The 19,449-nt window shown below is 68.1% G+C and carries 19 protein-coding genes; 10 read left to right on the forward strand and 9 right to left on the reverse strand.

Annotated features, from left to right (window positions below):
* The first annotated feature begins 6 nt into the window (after positions 1–6).
* Positions 7–339, forward strand: a complete 333-nt coding sequence (locus FBZ88_RS18305; RefSeq protein WP_145618620.1) for a hypothetical protein — start codon at positions 7–9, stop codon at positions 337–339.
* An 8-nt stretch (positions 340–347) separates the two neighbouring features.
* On the opposite strand, the gene panC is transcribed toward FBZ88_RS18305, so the two are convergent.
* Positions 348–1,238: a pantoate--beta-alanine ligase gene (panC, locus tag FBZ88_RS18310; RefSeq protein ID WP_145618666.1), complete on the reverse strand. Its 891-nt coding sequence runs from the start codon at positions 1,236–1,238 to the stop codon at positions 348–350.
* A 75-nt stretch (positions 1,239–1,313) separates the two neighbouring features.
* On the reverse strand, positions 1,314–2,171 hold the full coding sequence (locus FBZ88_RS18315; protein ID WP_145618621.1) for a DUF6134 family protein: 858 nt from the start codon (positions 2,169–2,171) through the stop codon (positions 1,314–1,316).
* 232 nt (positions 2,172–2,403) lie between these two features.
* On the opposite strand from FBZ88_RS18315, the gene FBZ88_RS18320 reads away from it, so the two are divergent.
* The gene (locus tag FBZ88_RS18320) at positions 2,404–2,883 is read left to right on the forward strand and encodes a Fur family transcriptional regulator (protein ID WP_246138731.1); all 480 of its coding nucleotides are present in this window, start codon (positions 2,404–2,406) and stop codon (positions 2,881–2,883) included.
* Positions 2,884–2,927: 44 nt separating this feature from the next.
* Positions 2,928–4,055 (forward strand): CobW family GTP-binding protein, encoded by a 1,128-nt coding sequence (locus FBZ88_RS18325; protein WP_145618623.1) that lies wholly within the window; start codon positions 2,928–2,930, stop codon positions 4,053–4,055.
* Between the two features lie 77 nt (positions 4,056–4,132).
* Here FBZ88_RS18325 and FBZ88_RS18330 read toward each other — a convergent pair whose 3' ends face one another.
* Entirely contained in the window at positions 4,133–4,642 is a 510-nt protein-coding gene (locus FBZ88_RS18330) for a DUF6622 family protein (protein WP_145618624.1), read from the reverse strand.
* 172 nt (positions 4,643–4,814) lie between these two features.
* On the opposite strand from FBZ88_RS18330, the gene FBZ88_RS18335 reads away from it, so the two are divergent.
* Positions 4,815–5,711: a LytTR family DNA-binding domain-containing protein gene (locus tag FBZ88_RS18335; protein WP_211102715.1), complete on the forward strand. Its 897-nt coding sequence runs from the start codon at positions 4,815–4,817 to the stop codon at positions 5,709–5,711.
* Positions 5,712–5,749: 38 nt separating this feature from the next.
* Positions 5,750–6,673, forward strand: a complete 924-nt coding sequence (gene panE / locus FBZ88_RS18340; protein WP_246138732.1) for a 2-dehydropantoate 2-reductase — start codon at positions 5,750–5,752, stop codon at positions 6,671–6,673.
* A 49-nt stretch (positions 6,674–6,722) separates the two neighbouring features.
* On the opposite strand, the gene FBZ88_RS18345 is transcribed toward panE, so the two are convergent.
* Genes FBZ88_RS18345 through FBZ88_RS18355 form a run of 3 tightly spaced genes read right to left on the reverse strand, consistent with a single transcriptional unit; the run spans position 6,723 to position 9,585 of the window.
* Positions 6,723–8,135, reverse strand: a complete 1,413-nt coding sequence (locus FBZ88_RS18345) for a hypothetical protein (protein ID WP_246138733.1) — start codon at positions 8,133–8,135, stop codon at positions 6,723–6,725.
* Positions 8,122–8,721: a BON domain-containing protein gene (locus FBZ88_RS18350; protein ID WP_145618625.1), complete on the reverse strand. Its 600-nt coding sequence runs from the start codon at positions 8,719–8,721 to the stop codon at positions 8,122–8,124. The genes FBZ88_RS18345 and FBZ88_RS18350 overlap by 14 nt, the downstream gene beginning before the upstream one ends.
* Before the next feature lie 57 nt (positions 8,722–8,778).
* A complete protein-coding gene (locus FBZ88_RS18355) occupies positions 8,779–9,585 on the reverse strand; it encodes an N-acetylmuramoyl-L-alanine amidase family protein (RefSeq protein WP_145618626.1) in 807 nt (268 codons plus the stop codon).
* A gap of 349 nt (positions 9,586–9,934) precedes the next feature.
* On the opposite strand from FBZ88_RS18355, the gene FBZ88_RS18360 reads away from it, so the two are divergent.
* The gene (locus tag FBZ88_RS18360; protein WP_145618627.1) at positions 9,935–10,420 is read left to right on the forward strand and encodes a YajQ family cyclic di-GMP-binding protein; all 486 of its coding nucleotides are present in this window, start codon (positions 9,935–9,937) and stop codon (positions 10,418–10,420) included.
* On the opposite strand, the gene FBZ88_RS18365 is transcribed toward FBZ88_RS18360, so the two are convergent.
* Together FBZ88_RS18365 and dgcA are read right to left on the reverse strand one after the other, a co-directional pair.
* Entirely contained in the window at positions 10,377–12,245 is a 1,869-nt protein-coding gene (locus FBZ88_RS18365; RefSeq protein WP_145618628.1) for an ATP-binding response regulator, read from the reverse strand. The two genes, FBZ88_RS18360 and FBZ88_RS18365, sit on opposite strands and share 44 nt — an antisense overlap.
* Before the next feature lie 171 nt (positions 12,246–12,416).
* Positions 12,417–13,403 carry an N-acetyl-D-Glu racemase DgcA gene (gene dgcA, locus FBZ88_RS18370; protein WP_145618629.1) on the reverse strand — a complete coding sequence of 329 codons (987 nt, stop codon included), beginning with the start codon at positions 13,401–13,403 and terminating at the stop codon, positions 12,417–12,419.
* Between the two features lie 146 nt (positions 13,404–13,549).
* Here dgcA and FBZ88_RS18375 point away from each other — a divergent pair, with 146 nt between their 5' ends.
* Complete coding sequence (locus FBZ88_RS18375) at positions 13,550–14,365, forward strand: hypothetical protein (protein ID WP_145618630.1); 816 nt, start codon at positions 13,550–13,552, stop codon at positions 14,363–14,365.
* Positions 14,366–14,531: 166 nt separating this feature from the next.
* Positions 14,532–15,059: a hypothetical protein gene (locus FBZ88_RS18380; RefSeq protein ID WP_145618631.1), complete on the forward strand. Its 528-nt coding sequence runs from the start codon at positions 14,532–14,534 to the stop codon at positions 15,057–15,059.
* 136 nt (positions 15,060–15,195) lie between these two features.
* On the opposite strand, the gene FBZ88_RS18385 is transcribed toward FBZ88_RS18380, so the two are convergent.
* Entirely contained in the window at positions 15,196–16,581 is a 1,386-nt protein-coding gene (locus FBZ88_RS18385) for a CRTAC1 family protein (RefSeq protein ID WP_145618632.1), read from the reverse strand.
* A gap of 262 nt (positions 16,582–16,843) precedes the next feature.
* On the opposite strand from FBZ88_RS18385, the gene FBZ88_RS18390 reads away from it, so the two are divergent.
* Together FBZ88_RS18390 and FBZ88_RS18395 are read left to right on the forward strand one after the other, a co-directional pair.
* Entirely contained in the window at positions 16,844–18,685 is a 1,842-nt protein-coding gene (locus tag FBZ88_RS18390; RefSeq protein ID WP_145618633.1) for a ribonucleoside-diphosphate reductase subunit alpha, read from the forward strand.
* A 75-nt stretch (positions 18,686–18,760) separates the two neighbouring features.
* Positions 18,761–19,414, forward strand: a complete 654-nt coding sequence (locus tag FBZ88_RS18395; RefSeq protein ID WP_145618634.1) for an EF-hand domain-containing protein — start codon at positions 18,761–18,763, stop codon at positions 19,412–19,414.
* Positions 19,415–19,449 lie beyond the last annotated feature (35 nt).

The raw sequence follows: 19,449 nt of genomic DNA on the forward strand, positions 1-19,449 counted from the left end.
ATGGCGATGCGGCGGCTGGTGATGATGGGGATGTGCCTGGCGCTGGCCGCATGCGCCTACACGGGTGACCGGCGCTGGAACGTGGACATGGCCCTGCTGACCCGCGACCACCCCTCGCTGGCGCAACAGCAGGCCCTGGTGCGGGAAAAGGAACAGCATTTTCCTGAGACCCTGCGCGCCTGCGTCGCGGCCAACGACCCTGAGCGCCTGGCGGACCTGGACTCGGGCCGGGGCTATCCCATTTCCGACTGGCACGTGGGCCGGGCCCACGACGCCGTGCTGGCGTGCATGCGCGACCAGGGCTGGGTCACGACCTCCACCAGCCGCTTGTCGCCTTAAAAGGGCGATCAGGGAGTGTCCGGCCCCAGCGCCAGGTTGTCGATCAGGCGGGTGCGGCCCAGGAAGGCGGCGACAAGGGCGCGGGCGGGGCGGTCCACCCGCTCCAGCGGCGCCAGCGTCCCGGCGTCAACCACCGCCACATAATCGATGCGGGTGAAGCCGGCGGCCGTCAGTGTTTCCGTCGCCTGGGTGATGGCCGGGGCCACGGGCCGGCTGCCATCACCCAAGGTGTCGCGCAACTGGTTCAGGACACGGCTGATGGCAATGGCCTGCTGCCGTTCCTCCGCCGAGAGATAGCGGTTGCGGGACGACAGGGCCAAGCCGTCGGCCTCGCGCACCGTGGGCACGCCCTCGATGCGCACCGGGATGTCGAGGTCGGCCGCCAGGCGGCGGATGACGGCCAGCTGCTGGTAGTCCTTCTGCCCGAAGCAGGCGACGTCAGGCAGGGCCTGCAACAGCAGCTTGGTCACCACCGTGGCCACGCCCTGGAAATGGCCGGGGCGGAAGTGGCCCTCCAGCGGCACGGCCACCGGCCCGACATCCACCGTGGTGGTGAAGCCGGGCGGATAGATGGCCTCCACCCCCGGCGCGTACAGCAGGTCGCAGCCGGCGCCGGCCAGCAGGCGGGCGTCACCCGCCTCATCCCGGGGATAGCGGCTGAAGTCCTCATTGGGCCCGAACTGGGTGGGGTTCACGAACACGCTGGCGACCACGCGGTCGGCCAGTTCGCGCGCGCGTTTGACCAGGGTCAGGTGCCCCTCATGCAGGGCGCCCATGGTGGGCACCAGGCCGACTCGCAGCCCCTCTTTGCGCCAGGCGGCGACGCGGGCGCGCAGGTCCGCAGGGGTGCGGACGATGGCCAAGGGGCCAGCGGAAGAAGAGGCGGGGGGCGGGGCCATGGCGGCGGTGTCCGTGCTCATGGCCCGGCATTTAGCGACGGGTGGCGGGGGCGGGCAAGCGCTTTCGGTCCCTGGTCAGTCCCGCCGTTCGGGGGCGGGCGGGCCTGCTTCCGTCCCTGAGGGGGAGGCGACCAGCGCGCTGGTGTTGGACGGTCCCTGCAGGGCATAGGCGACGTCGTGCCCCCTGGCATGGAAGGCCAGCTTCAGCCAGTGGCCGGAATCGTCGTACCAGAAGTCCACCCGGCTGGTGGCGGGCGGCGGGTTGGTGATGAAGCCCAGGCTATAGTGCGTGGCGGCCACGGTGGCGTCGTCGGCGCGGATCATCTCCTGCCCCTGGCGTTCCACCTTCACGTCCATGACCACGCCCCGGATGGTGTCCAGCAGGCGCGACGCCGTCAGTATGGCCGGGTTCCAATAACTGGTGGGGATGATGTCGGCCGGCGCCGTCACCGCCCCGTGCGAGCTTTCGACCGCGAACCCGTCTTCCACCGCATGGCCCTTCACCCAGTCCTTCTCGCCGTTGTCGTCGGTGCTGCTCTCCAGCGCGGCGAGACGGCCTTCATGCCACACCTCATGGCTGACATGATGATAGCGGTAGGCCGTGATCATCAGCAGCTTGGCCTCGAAACGGATATCGACATCCACGACCGTGTCGCCGTTGGCCGCCTTGGCCACCGTGACGCGGTGGTGGCCCAGGGGCGTGTCGCGGCCGTAATGGGCGCTGAAGTCCAGCGACCGTTCCACCGTCGTGCCGGGGGTCGACGGCATCGCCGCCGGGGCGTCCTCCCGCTCGGGCGGTGTCGCGGTGCTGGCGCGGGCCGGTGGGCCGCCCCATATCAAGGTGGCGCCAATAATCAGCGCCGCGCGGGCCAACGCCACGCCGGCGCGGCGAGCGCGTCCGGCGACGATCGGAGCAAGGGTGTCATGTGGCATCGCGCTTCCCTTCGATGCGGTGGTGCCCTGGCTTCGGCCCAGCCGGGTGCCATATTCTCTGCCGATACGAGTTCTCTGGGCCGATACGAACGGTAACATGATTTGGTTTACGCGGAAGAACCGGACACCCTTCCTTCCGTGCTATGGTTCGCCTGAAATGGCAGTTCGAGAAAGGCTAGCAACAATGCCGGTGGCTACCCAAAGCCCTAGCCCGCATGTCCATGGTGGCGAAGTGTCCCAGGGTCATGACCATAAGGCCCATGACCACAAGGCCTGCGTCGGCGACGCCCTGACCCGGGCGCACAGCCTGTGCGAGGCGCGCGGCGCCCGCCTGACCACCCTGCGCGAGCGGGTGCTGGAACTGGTGTGGTCCAGCCACAAGCCGCGGGGCGCCTATGCCATCCTGGAAGAGATGGCGGTAGACGGCAAACGCGTGGCGCCGCTGACCGTCTATCGCGCCCTGGACTTCCTGGTGGAACAGGGCTTGGTCCACCGCATCGAATCGCTGAACGCCTATGTCGGCTGCCCCGAGCCGGGCCAGAGCCATGCCGGCCAGTTCCTGGTGTGCGAGCGCTGCGGCGACGCCACCGAGCTGAACGACCCTGCCGTGACCGACGCCATCACCAACGGCGCCGCCGCCCGTGGGTTCCACGCCGTGCGCCAGACGGTGGAGGTCCTCGGCCTTTGCCCGGCCTGCCAAGCGGCGGCCTGACCATCGCCGCCTGATCCAACGATGACCTTCAAGGAACGCCTGCCGTGACCGCTGTCTCAGCCGCCCGCCTGCCCATCTCCGTCCTGACCGGTTTCCTGGGCAGCGGCAAGACCACGCTGCTGTCCCGCATCATCCGCGACCCGCGCATGGCCCGCACCGCCGTCATCATCAATGAGTTCGGCGAGGTCGGGCTGGACCACCTGCTGGTGGCCAAGGCGGACGAGAACACCGTGCTGATGGATTCGGGCTGCATCTGCTGCACCATCCGCAGCGACCTGGCCGACACCCTGCGTGACCTGTACCTGCGCCGCCTGCGCGACGAGGTGCCGGAGTTCGACCGCGTGGTGATCGAGACCACCGGCCTGGCCGACCCGGCGCCCATCCTGCACACCCTGATGACCGACCCGCTGGTGGCGGCCCGCTTCCGCCTGGACGGCGTGGTGACCACGGTGGACGCCGTCCACGGCATGGGGCAGCTGGACGCGCAGGAGGAAAGCCTGAAGCAGGCGGCGGTGGCCGACCGGCTGGTGCTGACCAAGACCGACATCGCGACACCGGAGGCGGTGGATTATCTGAAGCACCGGCTGAAGGAGCTGAACCCCGCCGCCTTGGTGGTGGACGCCCAGACGGACGAGGCGCTGCCCGTGCTGCTGTTCGACGCCGGCCTCTATAATCCGGAGACCAAGAGCCTGGACGTGCAGCGCTGGCTGCGCGCGGAGGCCTATGACGACCACGGGCACCATCATGATCACCATCACCACGGTCATGATCACGATCACGACGGCCATGACCATGCCGACTGCGACCACGATCACGGCCATTGCGAGCATGAGGACCATGATCACGACCCCAACCGCCATGACGAGGCCATCGGCGCCTTCTGCCTGACCTTCACCCAGCCCCTGGTGTGGGATGAGCTGGTGGGCTTCCTGGAGACGCTGGCCCGCCTGCGCGGCCCCGACGTGCTGCGGGTGAAGGGTGTGCTGAACGTGGTGGAGAGCGACCAGCCCATCGTCATCCACGGCGTCCAGCACCTGTTCCACCCCCCGGTGCAGCTGGACGCCTGGCCCAGCGACGACCACCGCAGCCGCATCGTCTTCATCACCCGCGACGTCAGCCGCCAGGTGGTGGAAACCCTGTACGCCAGCTGCACGGGGAAGAGTGTGGGGTGAGGCTCAGGCCCGCTGTTGGAAAAACCGAAAGCGGCGGGAGGGGAGGCCTCCTGCCGCTTTTGTTTTGGGGTCGCCCGTCAGCTGGCGGCGAGCACCACCTCCGGCGCGCGGCGGTAGCACTGGATGAAGCCCCAGGACCATCCGGCGAAGTAGCCGACGCTGAAGCCCGACACGCCGATGTCCAGGGCGGTGGCGGTGTCATGCAGGTCGGGGCGCGCGGCGGCCAGGACGTTCAGGACGTAGTGGGACCCGAACAGGAAGAGGTTGCGGACCAGGGGCACCCAGCTGCCCGGCTGGCGCACCAGCCCGCGCTCGCGGTCCACCTCCACCCGGACGGTGGTCAGGCTGGCCAGGCCCAGGCCGATGACGGCGCCTACGGCCCAGTCCAGCAGCACCGGGCCCAGGGGGCCGGGGCGGGTGACCAGGCCATACAGGCCCCAGATGATGAAGACGCCGGGGATCAGCCAGACGCGGCCGGTCTGCTGCACCGTGGTCCGCAGGCGCCGCGCCCCCATGAACACCAGGAAGGCGAACAGCGCGAAGATCCAGGTGGGGGTGTGGCTGATGATGCGGGAGAGGATTTCCATGACGGGGCGGGCTCCGGGATGTTGCGCCAGGCGGCGTGTTCCAAGTGATTGATGGGCCTAGCCTTCACTCGGACTGCCCTTCCCCGGCAACGCTCCCTTCGCGGTCCGCTTGACGGATTTCGTGAGTGGCTGGTAAAGGCCGTTCACGAAGCGCGAACGGATGAGGCCGGTCTTGACGGCGGAACGCGGGGTGCAGCAGGGGGCGGACGCCGGGGTCGCGGACAAGCGGCCGCCGGGCAGCCTTGCCGGCATCGTCGCCTTCGACCTGCCCGACTGGGTGCGCAGTTGGGGCGGCGTCGTGGCGCTGTCCCTGGTGCTGGCGATGTTCGGGCCCTACGGCACCTTCCTGTCCATGGACAGCGTGTCGCGCGTGGTCTTCTGGTGCGCGTCGGCCTTGGGCATCGCGGCCATGGCGCGGACGGCCCATGCGGGCTTGCGCCGCTGGCCCATCGCGGCCGCCTGGCCCGCCTGGCAGCGGCGCGCGCTGTCGGCGCTGATCGCCTCGCTGCCCGCCACGCTGTGGATCATCCTGCTGTTCAGCCTGTGCGCCAAGGTTCCCCTCGGCGCCTTGCACTTCTGGCGCACCTGGCCGCAGGTGATCGTGACCAGCATGGTCTTCGCCGTCATCCTGGGCCGCCGGGACCCGCTGGCGCCCCTGGCCACGGCACCGGCGCCCGAGCCGGTCGCATTCCCACTGGCTGCGGTGGCGCCTGCGGTGGCGCCGGAACCGGACCCCGACGTGGCGGCGGCCTTTCTGGCCCGCGCTTGCCCGCGTCTTTGCGACGCACGGCTTCTGGCGCTGGAGGCGGAGGACCACTATCTGCGGATCCACACCGATCGCGGGGCCGAGCTTGTGCTGATGCGCCTGCGCGACGCCATCGCCGAACTGGGGGAAGGGCTGGGGATGCAGGTCCACCGCTCCTTCTGGGTGGCGCGCGCGGCGGTGGCGGAGGCCACGGTGCGTGGCCAGGCGGCGCAATTGCGCCTCAGCGACGGAACGGTGGTGCCGGTCAGCCGCACTGCCCTGCCTCGCCTGAAGGCGGCCGGCTGGTTGGCGGAAAAGGACTAGGCCTGGCGATGGCCGGGGAACGAGAAGGGATGATAGCGATGACCATGCGTGTCCTGGTTCTGGGCGCCGGTGCCACCGGCGGTTTCTACGGCGGCCACCTGATGCAGGCGGGGGAGAACGTCACCTTCCTGGTGCGGCCCAAGCGGCATGCCCAGCTGATGGAAAACGGCCTGGTGGTGGTCAGCCCCCAGGGCAACATCATCAGCCCGGTGCAGGCGGTGACCCGCGTCAGCAAGCCTTTCGACCTGGTGCTGCTGTCGTGCAAGGCATACGACCTGGACGCGGCCATCGAGACCATACGCCCGGCCGTGGGGCCGGAGACGCGCATCCTGCCGGTGCTGAACGGCCTGAACCACCTGGACCGGCTGGACGCCGCCTTCGGGGCGGAGCGGGTGATGGGCGGCCTGTGCCACCTGACCATCACCATGGATCCGGACGGCACCATCCGCCACCTGCACGCCTTCAATCGCCTGACCTTCGGCGCTCGCCAACCGGTCCAGGCGCCCCTGGCCGAGGCGCTGGCCCAGGCCTACGCCAAGTGCCCCATCACCGTGGTCAACAGCCCGGACATCGTCCACGACATGTGGGAGAAGTTCTATTTCCTGGCCACGCTGGCGGGCAGCACCACCCTGATGCGGGCCCCCATCGGCGCCATCCTTAAGGCGCCGGATGGCCTGGCCTTCATCACCGGCCTGCTGGAGGAGTGCACTCGTGTCGCCACCGCCGCCGGCCATCCGCCCAGTGCCGAGCGCGATGCCGAATCCCGTTATCACCTGACCAAGGAGGACAGCAGCCTGTCCGCCTCGATGATGCGCGACATCGAGAAGGGCGGCCCCACGGAGGGTGAGCATATCGTCGGCGACATGCTGCGCCGGGGCCGGGAGCTGGGCCTGGACCTGCCCCTGCTGACCCTGGCCACCACCCATCTGCGGGCCTATGAGGCGCGGCGCACGGCCGGGTGAGGTGGGCTTAAGGAAAAGCCCCCGGGGCGGTGCTCCGGGGGCTTTTTCGTTACTGCAGCATTGGCGTGCCGGTCTCGATCTCCACCAGTGCCGCCAGCATGGGCACGGCGATGTCCTTGCGCTGGGTGTCGCCGCTGTTGCTGCGTTCCGCCGCCGACAGGCCGGCCAGGTAGGTGTTGCGCCAGCGCTGGTCCTTGAACAGCAGTTTGTCGGCGCGGGCCCGTTGGGCCAGGATCAGGGGCTTGGGGTCGGTCCCGGCGGACAGCAGCTTGTCGATGCGGCCGGACAGGGCCTCCGCCTGCTTGCGGTCGCCGGTCTTCAGCGCGTCGGCCATCAGCTGGACGAAGGTTTCCGCTTTGATGTCGGTGTCCTGAACCTGTTCGGCATAGGTGGTGGCCAGCTGCATCTCGCCGCGAGCGCCCAGGCGGCCCAGCACGGCGGGGATGGTCCAGGGGCTTTCCTGCTGCACGGTGCGCAAGAGGCCCAGCGCCAGGTTGGGGTCGCCCAGGTCGCCGGCGGCCACCGCCAGCTCCGGCGCGCAGCAATTGCCCTTGCGGTCCTTGAAGCGGCTGAACTGCTCCTCCACCGTGTTCAGGAACATGGTGTGGGCGCGGGCCTCGTTGCCGGCCTTGTAGAAGCCTTCGGCCACCAGGCCCAGTTCCCAGGCGCAGTTGTTGGCTTGGGCATATTCCGCCGCCTCTTCCACCAGCTTGCCCGCCTGGCCCTTGTCCCCCTTCCAGATCAGCGCCTGGCTGATGTCGGTCAGGTTGTAGATGCGGGTGGAGCAGTCGTTGATGCGCCGGGTGATGTCCAAGGCCATGTCCACCTCGCCCGTCAGCGACAGGGCGCGGCCCAGGAACAGGTCACGGCCGGTGTCCGTCACCGGCGGGGCGCGGCGGAAGGCGGCGATGAAGGGGGCGATGATCTGCTTGGTGCGTTCCTTGTCGCCCAGGTGGTAATGGGCGACCGCCAGCGACAGCCAATCCCAGCGCGGGGCGGTGATGGGATAGTCCACCGGCTGGATCAGCCCTTCGATACGGTAGAGGAAGCAGCCCGTGGACTGGGCATCGTTACAGGCCAGGCTGCGGATGCGGGACTTGAAGTCATTGTAGTCGAAGTCGCCCACGAACTGATTGGTGGACAGCTGCACCGCCAGGGGGCTTTCCGGGCTTTGCACCAGGATGTTGGACAGGAGCTTGTCCGCCTGCAGCAGCAGCTTGGTCTGCTCCTGCAAATCATAGCTCTGGTCGGCCTTCTTGATGGACTCCATCGCCTGGACGAACTGGCGATTGGCCATGGCCTGGGCGTCGGGCAGCGTCTGGTTGCCGGCCAGCCCGGGAATGGGCTGGGCACCGGCCGGCGCCCCCGGCGTCAGGGCCAGCGTCACGGCCAGGACAGAAAGAGCCAGGAAACGACCCAGAGGACCAACAACACCCACGGCAACACGCTCAACGACGGACATAATTCACAACCTGGCGGACGCGGGGCAGTTCGCGGGCGTGCTGCAGCACGGCCTCAAGCTCCACCCCACTACGGGCGACGCCCATGATGTAGACCACCTGGTTGACGGTTTCGATGCTGTAGTTGCTGGACCTGACCTGCCCGTCCAGCAGCAGGGCCGCCCACAGCTTGGTGCTGATCCAGGCGTCGGTGGCGCTGTCGGACAGGCTGCTTTCGTCCGCGATCTTGATTTCATTCAGAACTTTGCGCACGCCATCGGCCTGCCAGGCCAGGCGCACCGCATCCACCCGCATATCAGGGTCGCGGGCGTTGCCGGTCAGCAGCACCTCGCCCCGGTCGACCGTGACGTTCAGGCGGCTGTTCATCTCCGGGCTTTTTTCCTTCCAAAGCCGGTGAATCTGCTCATCGATCTGGCCATCGGGCACGGCGGGCGCCTCGGCGGCGGCCTCCGCCCGCTGGCGCGCCAGCTCCGGTGATTCGCGGCCCGGGGACTGGCACCCGGCCAGAAGCGCGCCCATGCCCGCCAGTAGCAGAAGGAGGGGGCCGGTGACGGGGCGGCGCTGGCCGATGATGGTCGCGGAGGTCATGAACGGTGCCCTGGTCCCTGTTTTTCAGAAATTCGCGGCGGCAGGCTATGGCGGAAATCAGGCGAAAGTAGGGGAGGCGAGCAGCGTCGCCAATTCCCGCGCGAGGATGCCGGCGATGCGTCTGCGCTGGGCAGGGTCGCGCAGCAGCGCCTCGTCCTGGCGGTTGGACAGGAATCCGGTCTCCACCAGCACGGACGGGATGTCCGGCGCCTTCAGCACCACGAAGTTGGCGGAACGCATGGGGTTTTCCAATAGACGCAGGTCGCGTCCCGCCCCGTGCACGATGCCTTGGCGCGCCGCCAGCGACGCCGCCTTGGTGTGGCGGGTGGCCAGGTCCATCAGGATGTCGGCCACCACCGGCTTGGTGTGCTTCAGGTCCAGGCCCAGGCGGTCGGCGTAGTTTTCCTTGTCGGCCAGCGCCTGGGAAAACGCGTCCGACGCCTTTTCCGACAGGGTATAGGCCGACAGGCCGCGCGCGTTGGCGTTGGGGGCGCTGTCGGCATGGATGGACAGGAACAGGTCGGCCTTGGCCTCCCGCGCCACGTCCACCCGCTCCCCCAACTCCAGGAAATGATCATCTTCCCGCGTCAGGCCGGCGTTCAGGCCCTGGGTCTTGCGCAGTTGCAGGGCCAATTCCTTGGCCAGGTCCAGCGTCACGTCCTTCTCATAGGTGCCTTCGTGGCCGATGGCGCCGGGGTCCTTGCCGCCGTGGCCGGGATCGATCATCACCAGCCGGGGGGCCCGCAGCGCGGTGGGACGCGCGGCCACGTTGATCAGATGCTCGGCCTGTCCTGGGCGGACAAGACCGCCGACGCCCAGGAACGGTATTCCGACGGCAAGCCGGAGGATGGCCCTGCGATCCATGAGACTAAATCCGCCCGAATGAACTGCTTGAGAATCGTGCTTTGGCGTGCGGTGCCGTTCCGCGACGCAACCATGCGATGCATGCGCCGCGCCCGGAAAGCCCAGACCTTTCCGCATGCGGTATGTTTGACCCGCACCATGCCGTATCGCAACAAAATCTTGGGGGGAGGCTCGAGAAACATGGGCAGGTGTTGCGGCCGGATGACGGCCCCGGCCGGCCCCAAGCCGCCGCATGGCCCCCGCCGCCGCCCCGGGGGTGTGCCCCGTCAAAGGGGCGTGCTAGAACCGGGGAAGGCGCGCCGCCATCGCGGCGCCATTCCATCATCGTTCATGCGGGAGCCTGACTGCCATGCCGTCCTTCGACATCGTTTCCAAGACCGACAAAGCCGAGGTGGACAACGCCGTGGCGGGCGTGGTGCGGGAACTGGGCCAGCGCTTCGACTTCAAGGGCGCCAAGTGCACCATCGAGCACAAGGACGACGTCATCACCATCGTGGCCGATGACGCGCCCAAGCTGTCCCAGATGCAGGAAATGCTGAAGGTGCACCTGACCCGGCGCAAGCTGGACGTGGGCTGCCTGGACTGGAGCGACGACCAGCGCGCCGCCGGCGACGCCCGCCGCCAGGAGGTCAAGGTGAAGCAGGGCATCGACAAGGAACTGGCCAAGACCATCGTCAAGGCCATCAAGGACAGCAAGATGAAGGTTCAGGCCGCCATCCAGGGCGATGAGCTGCGTGTCACCGGCAAGAAGATCGATGACCTTCAGGACGCCATCCGTCTGGTGAAGGGCCTCAAGATCGAGCAGCCGCTGCAATACGAGAACTTCCGGGACTGATCCCGGGGGACGGCGGGGCGGGGGCGCGGCCTTGGCCGGCGCCCGTGCCGTCCTGCCCGGTGCCGTTCTGAAGGGCATCCACCACCAGGCGCTGCAGGCGGGGTGGGGCGATGGGCTTGTGCACCACCACGACGCCGGCGGCGGTGGCTTGCTCCATCAGCTGGGGATCGGTGTCGCCGGTCACCAGCATGCCGCCGACATCCCCGCCATAGCGCTTGCGGATCTCGGCGATGACATCCATACCGCGCCGGTTGCCCGGTAGGCGGTTGTCGGAAATGACCAGGCGCGGGATCGCGTCCGTCTTGTCCAGCCCCTCGAAAAGCGCCTCGGGCGTGGATGCCGCCAGGGGAACGCAGCCCCAATCCTCCACCATGGCCTCCAGCGCCGCCAACTGCAGCGGGTCATCCTCCAGCAGGGCCACCAGCACACCGCTGGGCGGCTGGTCCTTCGACGGCTCCTTCACCGGCGGTTCCGCGGTGCCGGGCTCCTTCACGTCCGGATGCTGGGCCGGGCCGGGGGTGGGCTCCTTGACCGGTTCGGTCGCGGGGGGGGCGGCCGCCGCCGGCCGCACCTCGGTCACCAGGACCGGGCGGGGTGCCGGCGCCCGCACCGTCTCGGCCAGCGGCAGCGTGATGGTGAAGCCGGACCCCCGGTTGGGGGTGGAGACGACGGTGACCGTCAGGCCCAGCAGGGTGGCGGTCTTCTTGACGATGGCCAGACCCAGGCCCAGGCCGTGCTGCGCGTCGCGTTTGGCTTGCCCGCCCTGGGCCGTGGGCGTGCCGGCGGCGGTCTCGCCGCGGTAGAACTCATCGAAGATGAAGGGCAGCTGGTCGGCCGGGATGCCGCAGCCGGTGTCCCATATCTGCAGCTGCACCGTCGTGCCCCGCCGCCGGCAGCCGATGAGGATCCCGCCTTTGCGGGTGTGGCGCACGGCGTTGACGATCAGGTTGCGCACCATGCGGTCCAGCAGGACGGGGTCGCTGTTGACCTGGGCGGTGGTGGGGATGTAGCGCAGGTTGACGCCATTGGCGGCCGCCAGCGGACGGAATTCACCCGCCAGCCGTTCCATGACCGTTGATAGGGCGAAGCGCGTGGGTGTGGGCGTGACGGTCGCGGCCTCCAGCGCGGAGATCTGCACGAGAGCGTTCAGCAAATCCTCAGTGGCATCCAGCGACTCCGTCAGCTTGGTCGCCAGGTCGCGCTGGGGATCGTCGGTCAGGCGGGTTTCCAGCAGATGCAGGAACAGGCGCATGGCCTGGAAGGGCTGGCGCAGATCGTGGCTGGCGGCGGCCAGGAAGCGCGATTTGGCGCGGTTGGCCCGTTCCGCTTCCGCCTTCACCGCCTGCGCCTCGGCCAAGGCCACGGCGCCACGGCGCGCCGTTTCCACCGTGATATCCAGGCCCAGGCCGACGACGCCGGTGATTCTGCCATCCGGCTCGCGGTGGGGTTCCAGCACCAGGTCGTACAGCCGGCTTTCGGTCTCCCCCGGGATTTCCAGGCGGAACATGTGCCGCTCACCCCGGCCGGTTTCCAGGATGCGGCCTTTGATGGCGTGCAGGGTGGTGAAACCCTCCGCGCTCTTGCCGCGGCCATTGCGGATGTCCAGATCGGTCAGGCCCAGCACGCCGGGGCCGAAGGCCGCCACGGGCCCCTTGGCCCAGACGTAGCGGAGATCGTCGTCCTGCACGAACGCCAGCAGGGGGGCGGGGGCCGACAGGCGGTTCAGCAAGGCGTTTTCCGCCTTCAGGGCGGCGTTTTCCGCGCGCAGACGGGCCAATTCTTCCCGCTGCTCTCCCTGTTCCCGGCCCAGAATTCGATTTAACATGGCCCCAACCAGACGTTTTACTTGGCAGGCCCCGAGTTAATCCTCTTTTAGGCCAAAAGCGAAGTGCGCCCTTGGGCGTAGGCCCCCAGGGGGAGGCCGTTCGACAGAGGGGCGGGGGCGACGCCAAAGGGGAAGGTATCCCTCATAAGCCATTGGTGCGCATCGCTTTCCCTATCCCCATAAGGCAGGGGCCGGCGGGTTCGCGGTGGCGCCCTCGTAGCGAAGGCCGGGCGTTCGGTCGCGGGCCAGAAGCAGGGGCCCGTCCAGATCGACGAAGGCCGCGCCTTGGGCCAGCAGGTGGGCGGGAGCCATGGACAGCGAGGTCGCGACCATGCACCCCACCATGACGCGCAGGCCCGCCGCTTCGCACGCCGCCTTCAGGGCGAGCGCCTCTGTCAGGCCGCCGGTCTTGTCCAGCTTGATGTTGGCCACCTGATAGCGGCCGACCAGGGCCTCCAGGCTATCCAGCCCGTGCACCGACTCATCGGCACCCAGCGGGATGGGGCATTGATACCCCGCCAGGTCGGCGTCGCGGCCGGCCGGCAAGGGCTGTTCCAGCAGTTCCACCCCCAGCGCCGCCAGCGCCGGGGCGTAGCGATCCAGCTGCTCCAGGCTCCAGCCCTCGTTGGCATCCACGATCAGGCGGGCATGGGGCGCGTTCTCCCGAACCGCGGCTACCCTGTCCAGGTCGCCCTCGCCGGTCAGCTTCAGCTTCAGCAAGGGGCAATGGGCGGCGGCGCGGGCGGCGGCGGCCATGGCTTCCGGCGTGTCCACCGACAGGGTGAAGGCGGTGGCGAGCGGCCTGGGAGCTGCCGCCAGACCGGCCAGGCGCCAGGCGGGGACGCCCGTGCGCTTGGCTTCCAGATCCCACAGGGCACAGTCCAGGGCGTTGCGTGCCGCCCCCGGCGGCAGCCGGCGCTGCAACTCCGTCCGGGTCAGGCCAGCGGCCACGGCGGGCGCCAGCGCTTCCAGGTCCGTTACCACGCCGGCCACCGTTTCGCCGTAGCGGGCATAGGGCACGCATTCGCCCCGGCCGGTGGCCGCCCCGTCCGTCACCTCCGCCACTACCACGTACGCCTCGGTCTTGGCGCCGCGCGAGATGCGGAAGGTGCCGCGGATGGGGAAGGTCTCGGCACGGACGGTTAGCAACGAGGGCATTGGGGAAGAGGGCATTGGGATAGACCTTGAGGAAAAGGCGCCGCCACAGGCGGGGCGCGGCAACATAACGCTTCGCCACGACCGGCGCGATCCGGCATTCTCCGGGCGGCGGGACGGTAGTCGAGGGTTGGCTGGTTATGGAGGATGTGCGGCGCAAGCCGATGGTGTGGCACGAGGCGGCGGCCGCGTTCCGCGAGGTGCTGTCCGATCCCGGGCGCACCGTGCGTTTCGCCGGCATGCCGGCCCTGGTGATGATGGTGCTCTATATCATCCTGGCGCTGACCCACCCCCGGCCGGTGGACCCTGCGCTGGAGGAGGCGTGGGAGGCGGAGGTCCTGCCCTTCCATCTCATTCCCATGGCCTTCAACGCCTGGTTCTTCATCCGCATGCAGGTTTGGTGGGCGCGTTGGGTGTTGCAGGCCGATGACGGTGTCGGCTTCCTCAGCCCCAGCCTGGGCCGGCGGGAACTGGCTTATCTGGGGTGGATGCTGGCGGCCATGGTCAGTGCCCTGCCGGTGCTGGTCTTCCTGCTGCCCTCCTTGCGTCTGCTGGATGGCGCCCTGGTGGCGCTGGGCATGGAGATGCCGGAATCGGTGGCGGGCGGCCTGTTCGTGCTGGTGGCCCTGCCGCTGGTGCTGATCATGATGGGCATTTTCGGCCGCCTCATGGTGGGGGTGGTGCCGCTGGCGGTGGGTGGTGCCGCCTCTTTCCGCCTGGGTTGGATCGCCACGCGCGGCCTGTCCGTGCGGCTGACGGCACTTAGCCTGCTGACGGTGGTGCCCGCCTTCGTCACCCCCCTGTTCAGCCGCCTGACCGATCCGGTGGAGATCGCCGCCAGCTATGTCGTCAGCGTCGGCCTTTATGGCGTGGGCTGGGGGGCCTACGCTGTCATGCTGGCCCGTTTCTACGGTCTGACCTTGGGCCGCACCCGCCGGCACACCGTCATGGTGTCCTCATCCTAAGGGGCGGTTTCTGCCGGGGCGGTATTTCCTATAGGTAGAAAATGCCGGGCATAAATTTCCTATTGCGGGAAAATTCTGCTCGAAACGCCTGGGTTTGGCAGTTCTGCAATCATCGGCACGATGGTTGCGTTCGTGCGCACACCTTCTTCTTGGGAGTGCGTCACCCATGTCCATCAGCAACATCAGCAATTCCCCCCTCACGCCCACCCAGCCCGGCGCGAGCGGCCCGGCCGGGGCCCCGGCCGACCCGTCGGCCAGCTTCAGCGGCCTGCTCGGCGACGGGAAGACCGAGACCGATTCCCTGAGCGTGAGCCTTCCCAACGGCTTCTCTGTCGGAATCGCGCATATCGGCGGCGGTTTCAGCGGGTTCAGCGCCCAAATGCTCAGTTCGCTGGAAGACATGGTGAAGGCGTTCAGCAAGGTGGACATCCAGGACGGCGCGCAGCCGTCGAAGCAGGCGTCCGCCGATCCGGCCTCGGGTGGTGGCGCACAACAGTCCCGCACGCTCGACACCTTCCATGCCGACCTGCCCGACGGCACCTCCATCGAGGTCCGCCATGGCGGACCTGAGGGTGAGAACAACCCCACCGCCATGGATGCCATGATGGAGGCCGTCCAGTCCTTGATGAGCGATCTCGCTGGCGCCGCCAGCCAGACCAAGGGCGTCGCCCCCTCGCTGCTCAACCAGGCCTAGGCCTGGGAGAGGTCACCGGCGCCCGCTTTCCCGAGCGAAGCGACAATCACGGGACGGTGGGCGCCGGAACTTTCTGAAAAGTGAGCGATCAGCCAAGGCCCCGGAAGGGGCCGCTGGCGCTTGAGAGCAACGAAAGCTAGCACGTCGGCTGCTGCCCCAGGCTGGGATGGTGGACCACCAGCAGGCGGCAGAGGTCGGGCTGTTCCACCCGCAGTGTGGCGCCGTCCGGCCAAGTGATGTCGAGCAGATCGACCAGTGTCAGGTCACCCAGGCCGAAATGGGCCACGGGCTCGCGCTGATAGGGGCCCCCGGACCCGCCGGTGATGCTGCGCAGCTGCCGCCGGCCGCCGGCGGTCAGGCAGACGGTGGCGCCCCGCGCCGGCGCGCCGCCGGCCGTCAGGGGCAGGACGCGCAGCCAGTTGTTGCCGGTGGGGGATGCCAGGAACAGCGACAGGGGCTGGGCTTCACCATCGCCATGCCCCAGCAGCAGTTCCAACTGGCCGTCACCGTCGATATCGGCCACCACCGCGGCGGTGCCCAGGCCCTCCGGTTCGGCGGCGTCGCCCACGTCGATGGACACCCATCGATCCTCCCGCCAGGCGAACAGGCGGTTGGGCTGGCCATGCATGTGGAAGAACAGCTCTTCATAGCCGTCGTTGTCGAAATCGGCGGCGATGACGGCGCGCACCGGACCCGGCTGCGCCATCTCCGCCGGCGCCACGTCGACGAAGCCGCCGCCGGCGCGATGCTGGAACAGGCGCTGCGGCCCCTGAACGTTGCCCAGCAGCAGATCGACCAGCCCGTCGCCGTCGGCGTCCAGGATGGTGGCGGCGCTGGCGTTGGCGAAGGGGTCGTCCAGCCCCACCTCGTCCGCGATCTCCTCATACTGGCCGCCGCCCAGGTTGCGGAACAACAGGTTGGGGCCGTTGGCGCAGCCGACGAACAGATCGGGCAGTGAACCGGTGAGGCAGGATCCGAGCAACAGCCGGGCGTCGGCCTCGATGTCCAGCCCCGCCTCCTCCGCCACCTCGTGCAGGCGGCCGCGGCGGTCCAGTTCGAACAGCTGCAGGGGCACGCCCTCGCCCCCGACCACGATGCTGTAGCGGCCGGTGCCGTGGCGGTCCAGGCAGGCCAGCGACGTGCCGGCCGCGCGGTTGGCGGCGGCGAAGTTCTCCGGCAGGGCGGCCAAGTCGACCCAGCGGTTGCCGAAGCAGGCGAACAGCCGGTCCGGCGTGGGCAGCGCGCCGGCCGCGACGGGTTCGTTCAATATGTAGAGCTCTTCCCGGCCGTCGCCATCCATGTCGGCGAACAGGGCCGCCCGGGCGCAGGCGCTGGCATCGGCCAGGGGGCCCGCCGGATGCTCCACCAGGGCGCCGCCGTCCCAGCTCAGCACGCGGTTGGGCGCATCGGCGCAGGTGACGACGAAATCGAAGCGCCCATCACCATCTATGTCCCCCACCGCGATGCCGGCACAAGATATAGGGGGGTTGGGAACGATGAGGTTGGAGCACGCGATGAACATCAGGCGACCCTCCAGGGCATCGGGCGGCCCCCTTTCGGGCAGGTCCGCACCCTCATTAACCATGGCTGGCGGGCAGGATACCCCATGCTGGCCGCAGTATCCCTGGGCTTTTCCGACGCAACGGAAAAATGCCCTTCGGAGATACAAAAAATCCGTTGGCGTACTGTCACGATTTGGTAGGATCAGCGCTCGTTGCCGCTAGATGTGGTATCCGGTCCTCGGTTATCCACAGCGCAATTCATACACAGCCTGGGGATAAGTCATGCGGGACGGAGACGTTTTCGGCAGGATTCAAGTTGCTAACCGTCCGGCGGTCGTTGTGGATCATTCCCGGGATGATCTGCTGACGGCTTTCGGCAAGGCCACCTTGACCGACCGCTACCTGCTGCCCGGTGAAAGTTTCCAGGATCTGTTCGCGCGTGTGGCCAGCTACTACGCTGACGACGCGGCCCACGCCCAGCGGCTGTACGACTATATCTCCAAGCTGTGGTTCATGCCGGCCACGCCCGTGCTGTCCAACGGCGGCACCTCGCGCGGCCTGCCCATCAGCTGCTTCCTCAACGAGTGCAACGACAGCCTGAAGGGCATCGTCGACCTGTGGAACGAGAACGTCTGGCTGGCCTCGCGCGGCGGCGGTATCGGCAGCTATTGGGGCAACCTGCGCTCCATCGGTGAGAAGGTCGGCGGCAACGGCAAGACCTCCGGCGTGGTGCCCTTCATCCGCGTCATGGACAGCCTGACCCTGGCCATCAGCCAGGGATCCTTGCGCCGTGGCTCCGCCGCGACCTACCTGCCGGTCTCGCACCCGGAGATCGAGGAATTCATCGAGATGCGCCGCCCCACCGGCGGCGACCCGAACCGCAAGGCGTTGAACCTGCACCACGGCGTGGTCATCCCCGACGCCTTCATGCGCGCGGTGGAGGCCGACGAGGAATGGGCGTTGACCAGCCCCAAGGACGGCTCGGTCATCCGCCGCATCTCTGCGCGGTCCTTGTGGATCCGCATCCTGACCGCCCGCATCGAGACGGGCGAGCCCTACCTGCTGTTCATCGACCATGTGAACCGCGCCATGCCGGAACACCACAAGCTGGCCGGCCTGTCGGTGAAGATGTCCAACCTGTGCAGCGAGATCACGCTGCCTACCGGGCTGGACCAGCTGGGCAAGGAGCGCACGGCCGTCTGCTGCCTGTCGTCCCTGAACCTGGAATATTTCCTGGAGTGGCAGGACCATCCCACCTTCATCGAGGACACGCTGCGCTTCCTCGACAACGTCATGAGCGACTTCATCGCGAAGGCGCCGGACGATATGGAGCGCGCCCGCTATTCCGCCATGCGCGAGCGCTCGGTGGGCCTGGGCGTCATGGGCTACCACAGCTTCCTGCAGAGCCAGGGCCTGCCCATCGAGGGCGTGATGGCCAAGGTGTGGAACAAGCGCATGTTCGCCCACATCAAGCGCCAGGCCGACGAGGCATCGCTGAAGCTGGGCCGGGAGCGCGGCGCCTGCCCGGACGCCGCCGACTACGGCTATGAGGAGCGCTTCTCCAACAAGATCGCCATCGCGCCCACCGCCAGCATCTCCATCATCTGCGGCGGCGCCTCGCCGGGCATCGAGCCGGCGGCGGCCAACGCCTTCAACCACAAGACGCTCTCGGGATCGTTCTCGGTGCGCAACAAGCATCTGGAGCAGGTGCTGGCGACCTATGGCCGCAACGACGAGGACACCTGGTCGTCCATCACCCTGAACGGTGGGTCCGTCCAGCATCTGGACTTCCTGTCGGATCTGGAGCGTGATGTCTTCAAGACGGCGTTCGAGCTGGACCAGCGCTGGCTGATCGAGCATGCGGCCGATCGCACGCCCTTCATCTGCCAGTCGCAGAGCCTGAACATCTTCCTGCCGGCCGACGTGCATAAGCGCGACCTGCACCAGATCCATTTCCAGGCCTGGAAGAAGGGCGTGAAGAGCCTCTACTATCTACGCTCCATGTCCATCCAGCGCGCGGAGGCCGACATCGGTGCCGTCGTGGCCAAGAAGACGGAAGCGAAAGCCAGCGCCCCGGCGGCCGTGGAAACCAACAACTATGAGGAATGCCTGGCTTGCCAGTGAGCCGTTGATCGACGATCGATGGCTCCAGGGGCCGGTCTTCCTCGATCGGTCCATTGATGCTGGCGGGGAAGTCGCATGCGGGTTGTGAAGGCACTGGCCAGGGTGGCCTTGACGGGCGCCCTGGGGTTCGGCCTGGCGGGGTGCGGGGGGCATGACCTGCCGGTGAATCCCTACCTGCAGCTGGTGCCGGTCAGCCCGTCGGGGCAGATCCTGGGGCCGCCCTCGGGCAGCCAGCTGCAGTACAAGGCGGTGCTGATGCTCTGGTTCCACCAGACGGACGCCAATCACGACGGTGTGCTGACCCGGGATGAGGTGATTGCCGACGCGGACCGGAGTTTCGACCTGTTCGACCTGGACCACGATGGCAGCATCACCTCGGCCGAGCTGGAGAAGTACCGCCTGACCCAGCCCTTCCGGGCGCAGCCGCATCCGGTGACGCCCCTGTTGGGCGCCCAGGAGCGCGCGGTGCAGCCGGATTCGGTGGAGGCGTTACCCGATGGCGCCAGCTACCAGGGCTCCCGCGTGCGCCTGCAGGTGGGCCTGGATCCGGTGATGTCGGCCGACACCGACAGCGATTTCCGGGTGACCCGCGAGGAGTTGCGCGCCCAGTCGCTGCGCAAGTTCGACAAGTGGGACGCCGATCACGACGGCAAAGTGACCGCCGATGAATTCCTGGCGGCGATGATGGCGCCCTTCGAGGCGCTGACCAAGTCGTCAGGCTGGTTCTGATTATTTCACCAACGACGTATAGACGAACGGATTTC

This window comes from Nitrospirillum bahiense, assembly GCF_007828025.1.
GTDB lineage: Bacteria > Pseudomonadota > Alphaproteobacteria > Azospirillales > Azospirillaceae > Nitrospirillum > Nitrospirillum amazonense.

Bases quoted from the DNA above. Each gene is read 5' to 3' on its own strand.
- FBZ88_RS18390 (WP_145618633.1), top strand. From the start codon at position 16,844: ATGCGGGACGGAGACGTTTTCGGCAGGATTCAAGTTGCTAACCGTCCG.
- FBZ88_RS18380 (WP_145618631.1), top strand. From the start codon at position 14,532: ATGTCCATCAGCAACATCAGCAATTCCCCCCTCACGCCCACCCAGCCC.
- panE (WP_246138732.1), top strand. From the start codon at position 5,750: ATGACCATGCGTGTCCTGGTTCTGGGCGCCGGTGCCACCGGCGGTTTC.
- panC (WP_145618666.1), bottom strand. From the start codon at position 1,238: ATGGCCCCGCCCCCCGCCTCTTCTTCCGCTGGCCCCTTGGCCATCGTC.
- FBZ88_RS18385 (WP_145618632.1), bottom strand. From the start codon at position 16,581: ATGTTCATCGCGTGCTCCAACCTCATCGTTCCCAACCCCCCTATATCT.
- FBZ88_RS18315 (WP_145618621.1), bottom strand. From the start codon at position 2,171: ATGCCACATGACACCCTTGCTCCGATCGTCGCCGGACGCGCTCGCCGC.
- FBZ88_RS18365 (WP_145618628.1), bottom strand. From the start codon at position 12,245: ATGTTAAATCGAATTCTGGGCCGGGAACAGGGAGAGCAGCGGGAAGAA.
- FBZ88_RS18330 (WP_145618624.1), bottom strand. From the start codon at position 4,642: ATGGAAATCCTCTCCCGCATCATCAGCCACACCCCCACCTGGATCTTC.
- FBZ88_RS18395 (WP_145618634.1), top strand. From the start codon at position 18,761: ATGCGGGTTGTGAAGGCACTGGCCAGGGTGGCCTTGACGGGCGCCCTG.
- FBZ88_RS18350 (WP_145618625.1), bottom strand. From the start codon at position 8,721: ATGACCTCCGCGACCATCATCGGCCAGCGCCGCCCCGTCACCGGCCCC.
- FBZ88_RS18355 (WP_145618626.1), bottom strand. From the start codon at position 9,585: ATGGATCGCAGGGCCATCCTCCGGCTTGCCGTCGGAATACCGTTCCTG.
- FBZ88_RS18345 (WP_246138733.1), bottom strand. From the start codon at position 8,135: ATGTCCGTCGTTGAGCGTGTTGCCGTGGGTGTTGTTGGTCCTCTGGGT.
- FBZ88_RS18360 (WP_145618627.1), top strand. From the start codon at position 9,935: ATGCCGTCCTTCGACATCGTTTCCAAGACCGACAAAGCCGAGGTGGAC.
- dgcA (WP_145618629.1), bottom strand. From the start codon at position 13,403: ATGCCCTCGTTGCTAACCGTCCGTGCCGAGACCTTCCCCATCCGCGGC.
- FBZ88_RS18305 (WP_145618620.1), top strand. From the start codon at position 7: ATGCGGCGGCTGGTGATGATGGGGATGTGCCTGGCGCTGGCCGCATGC.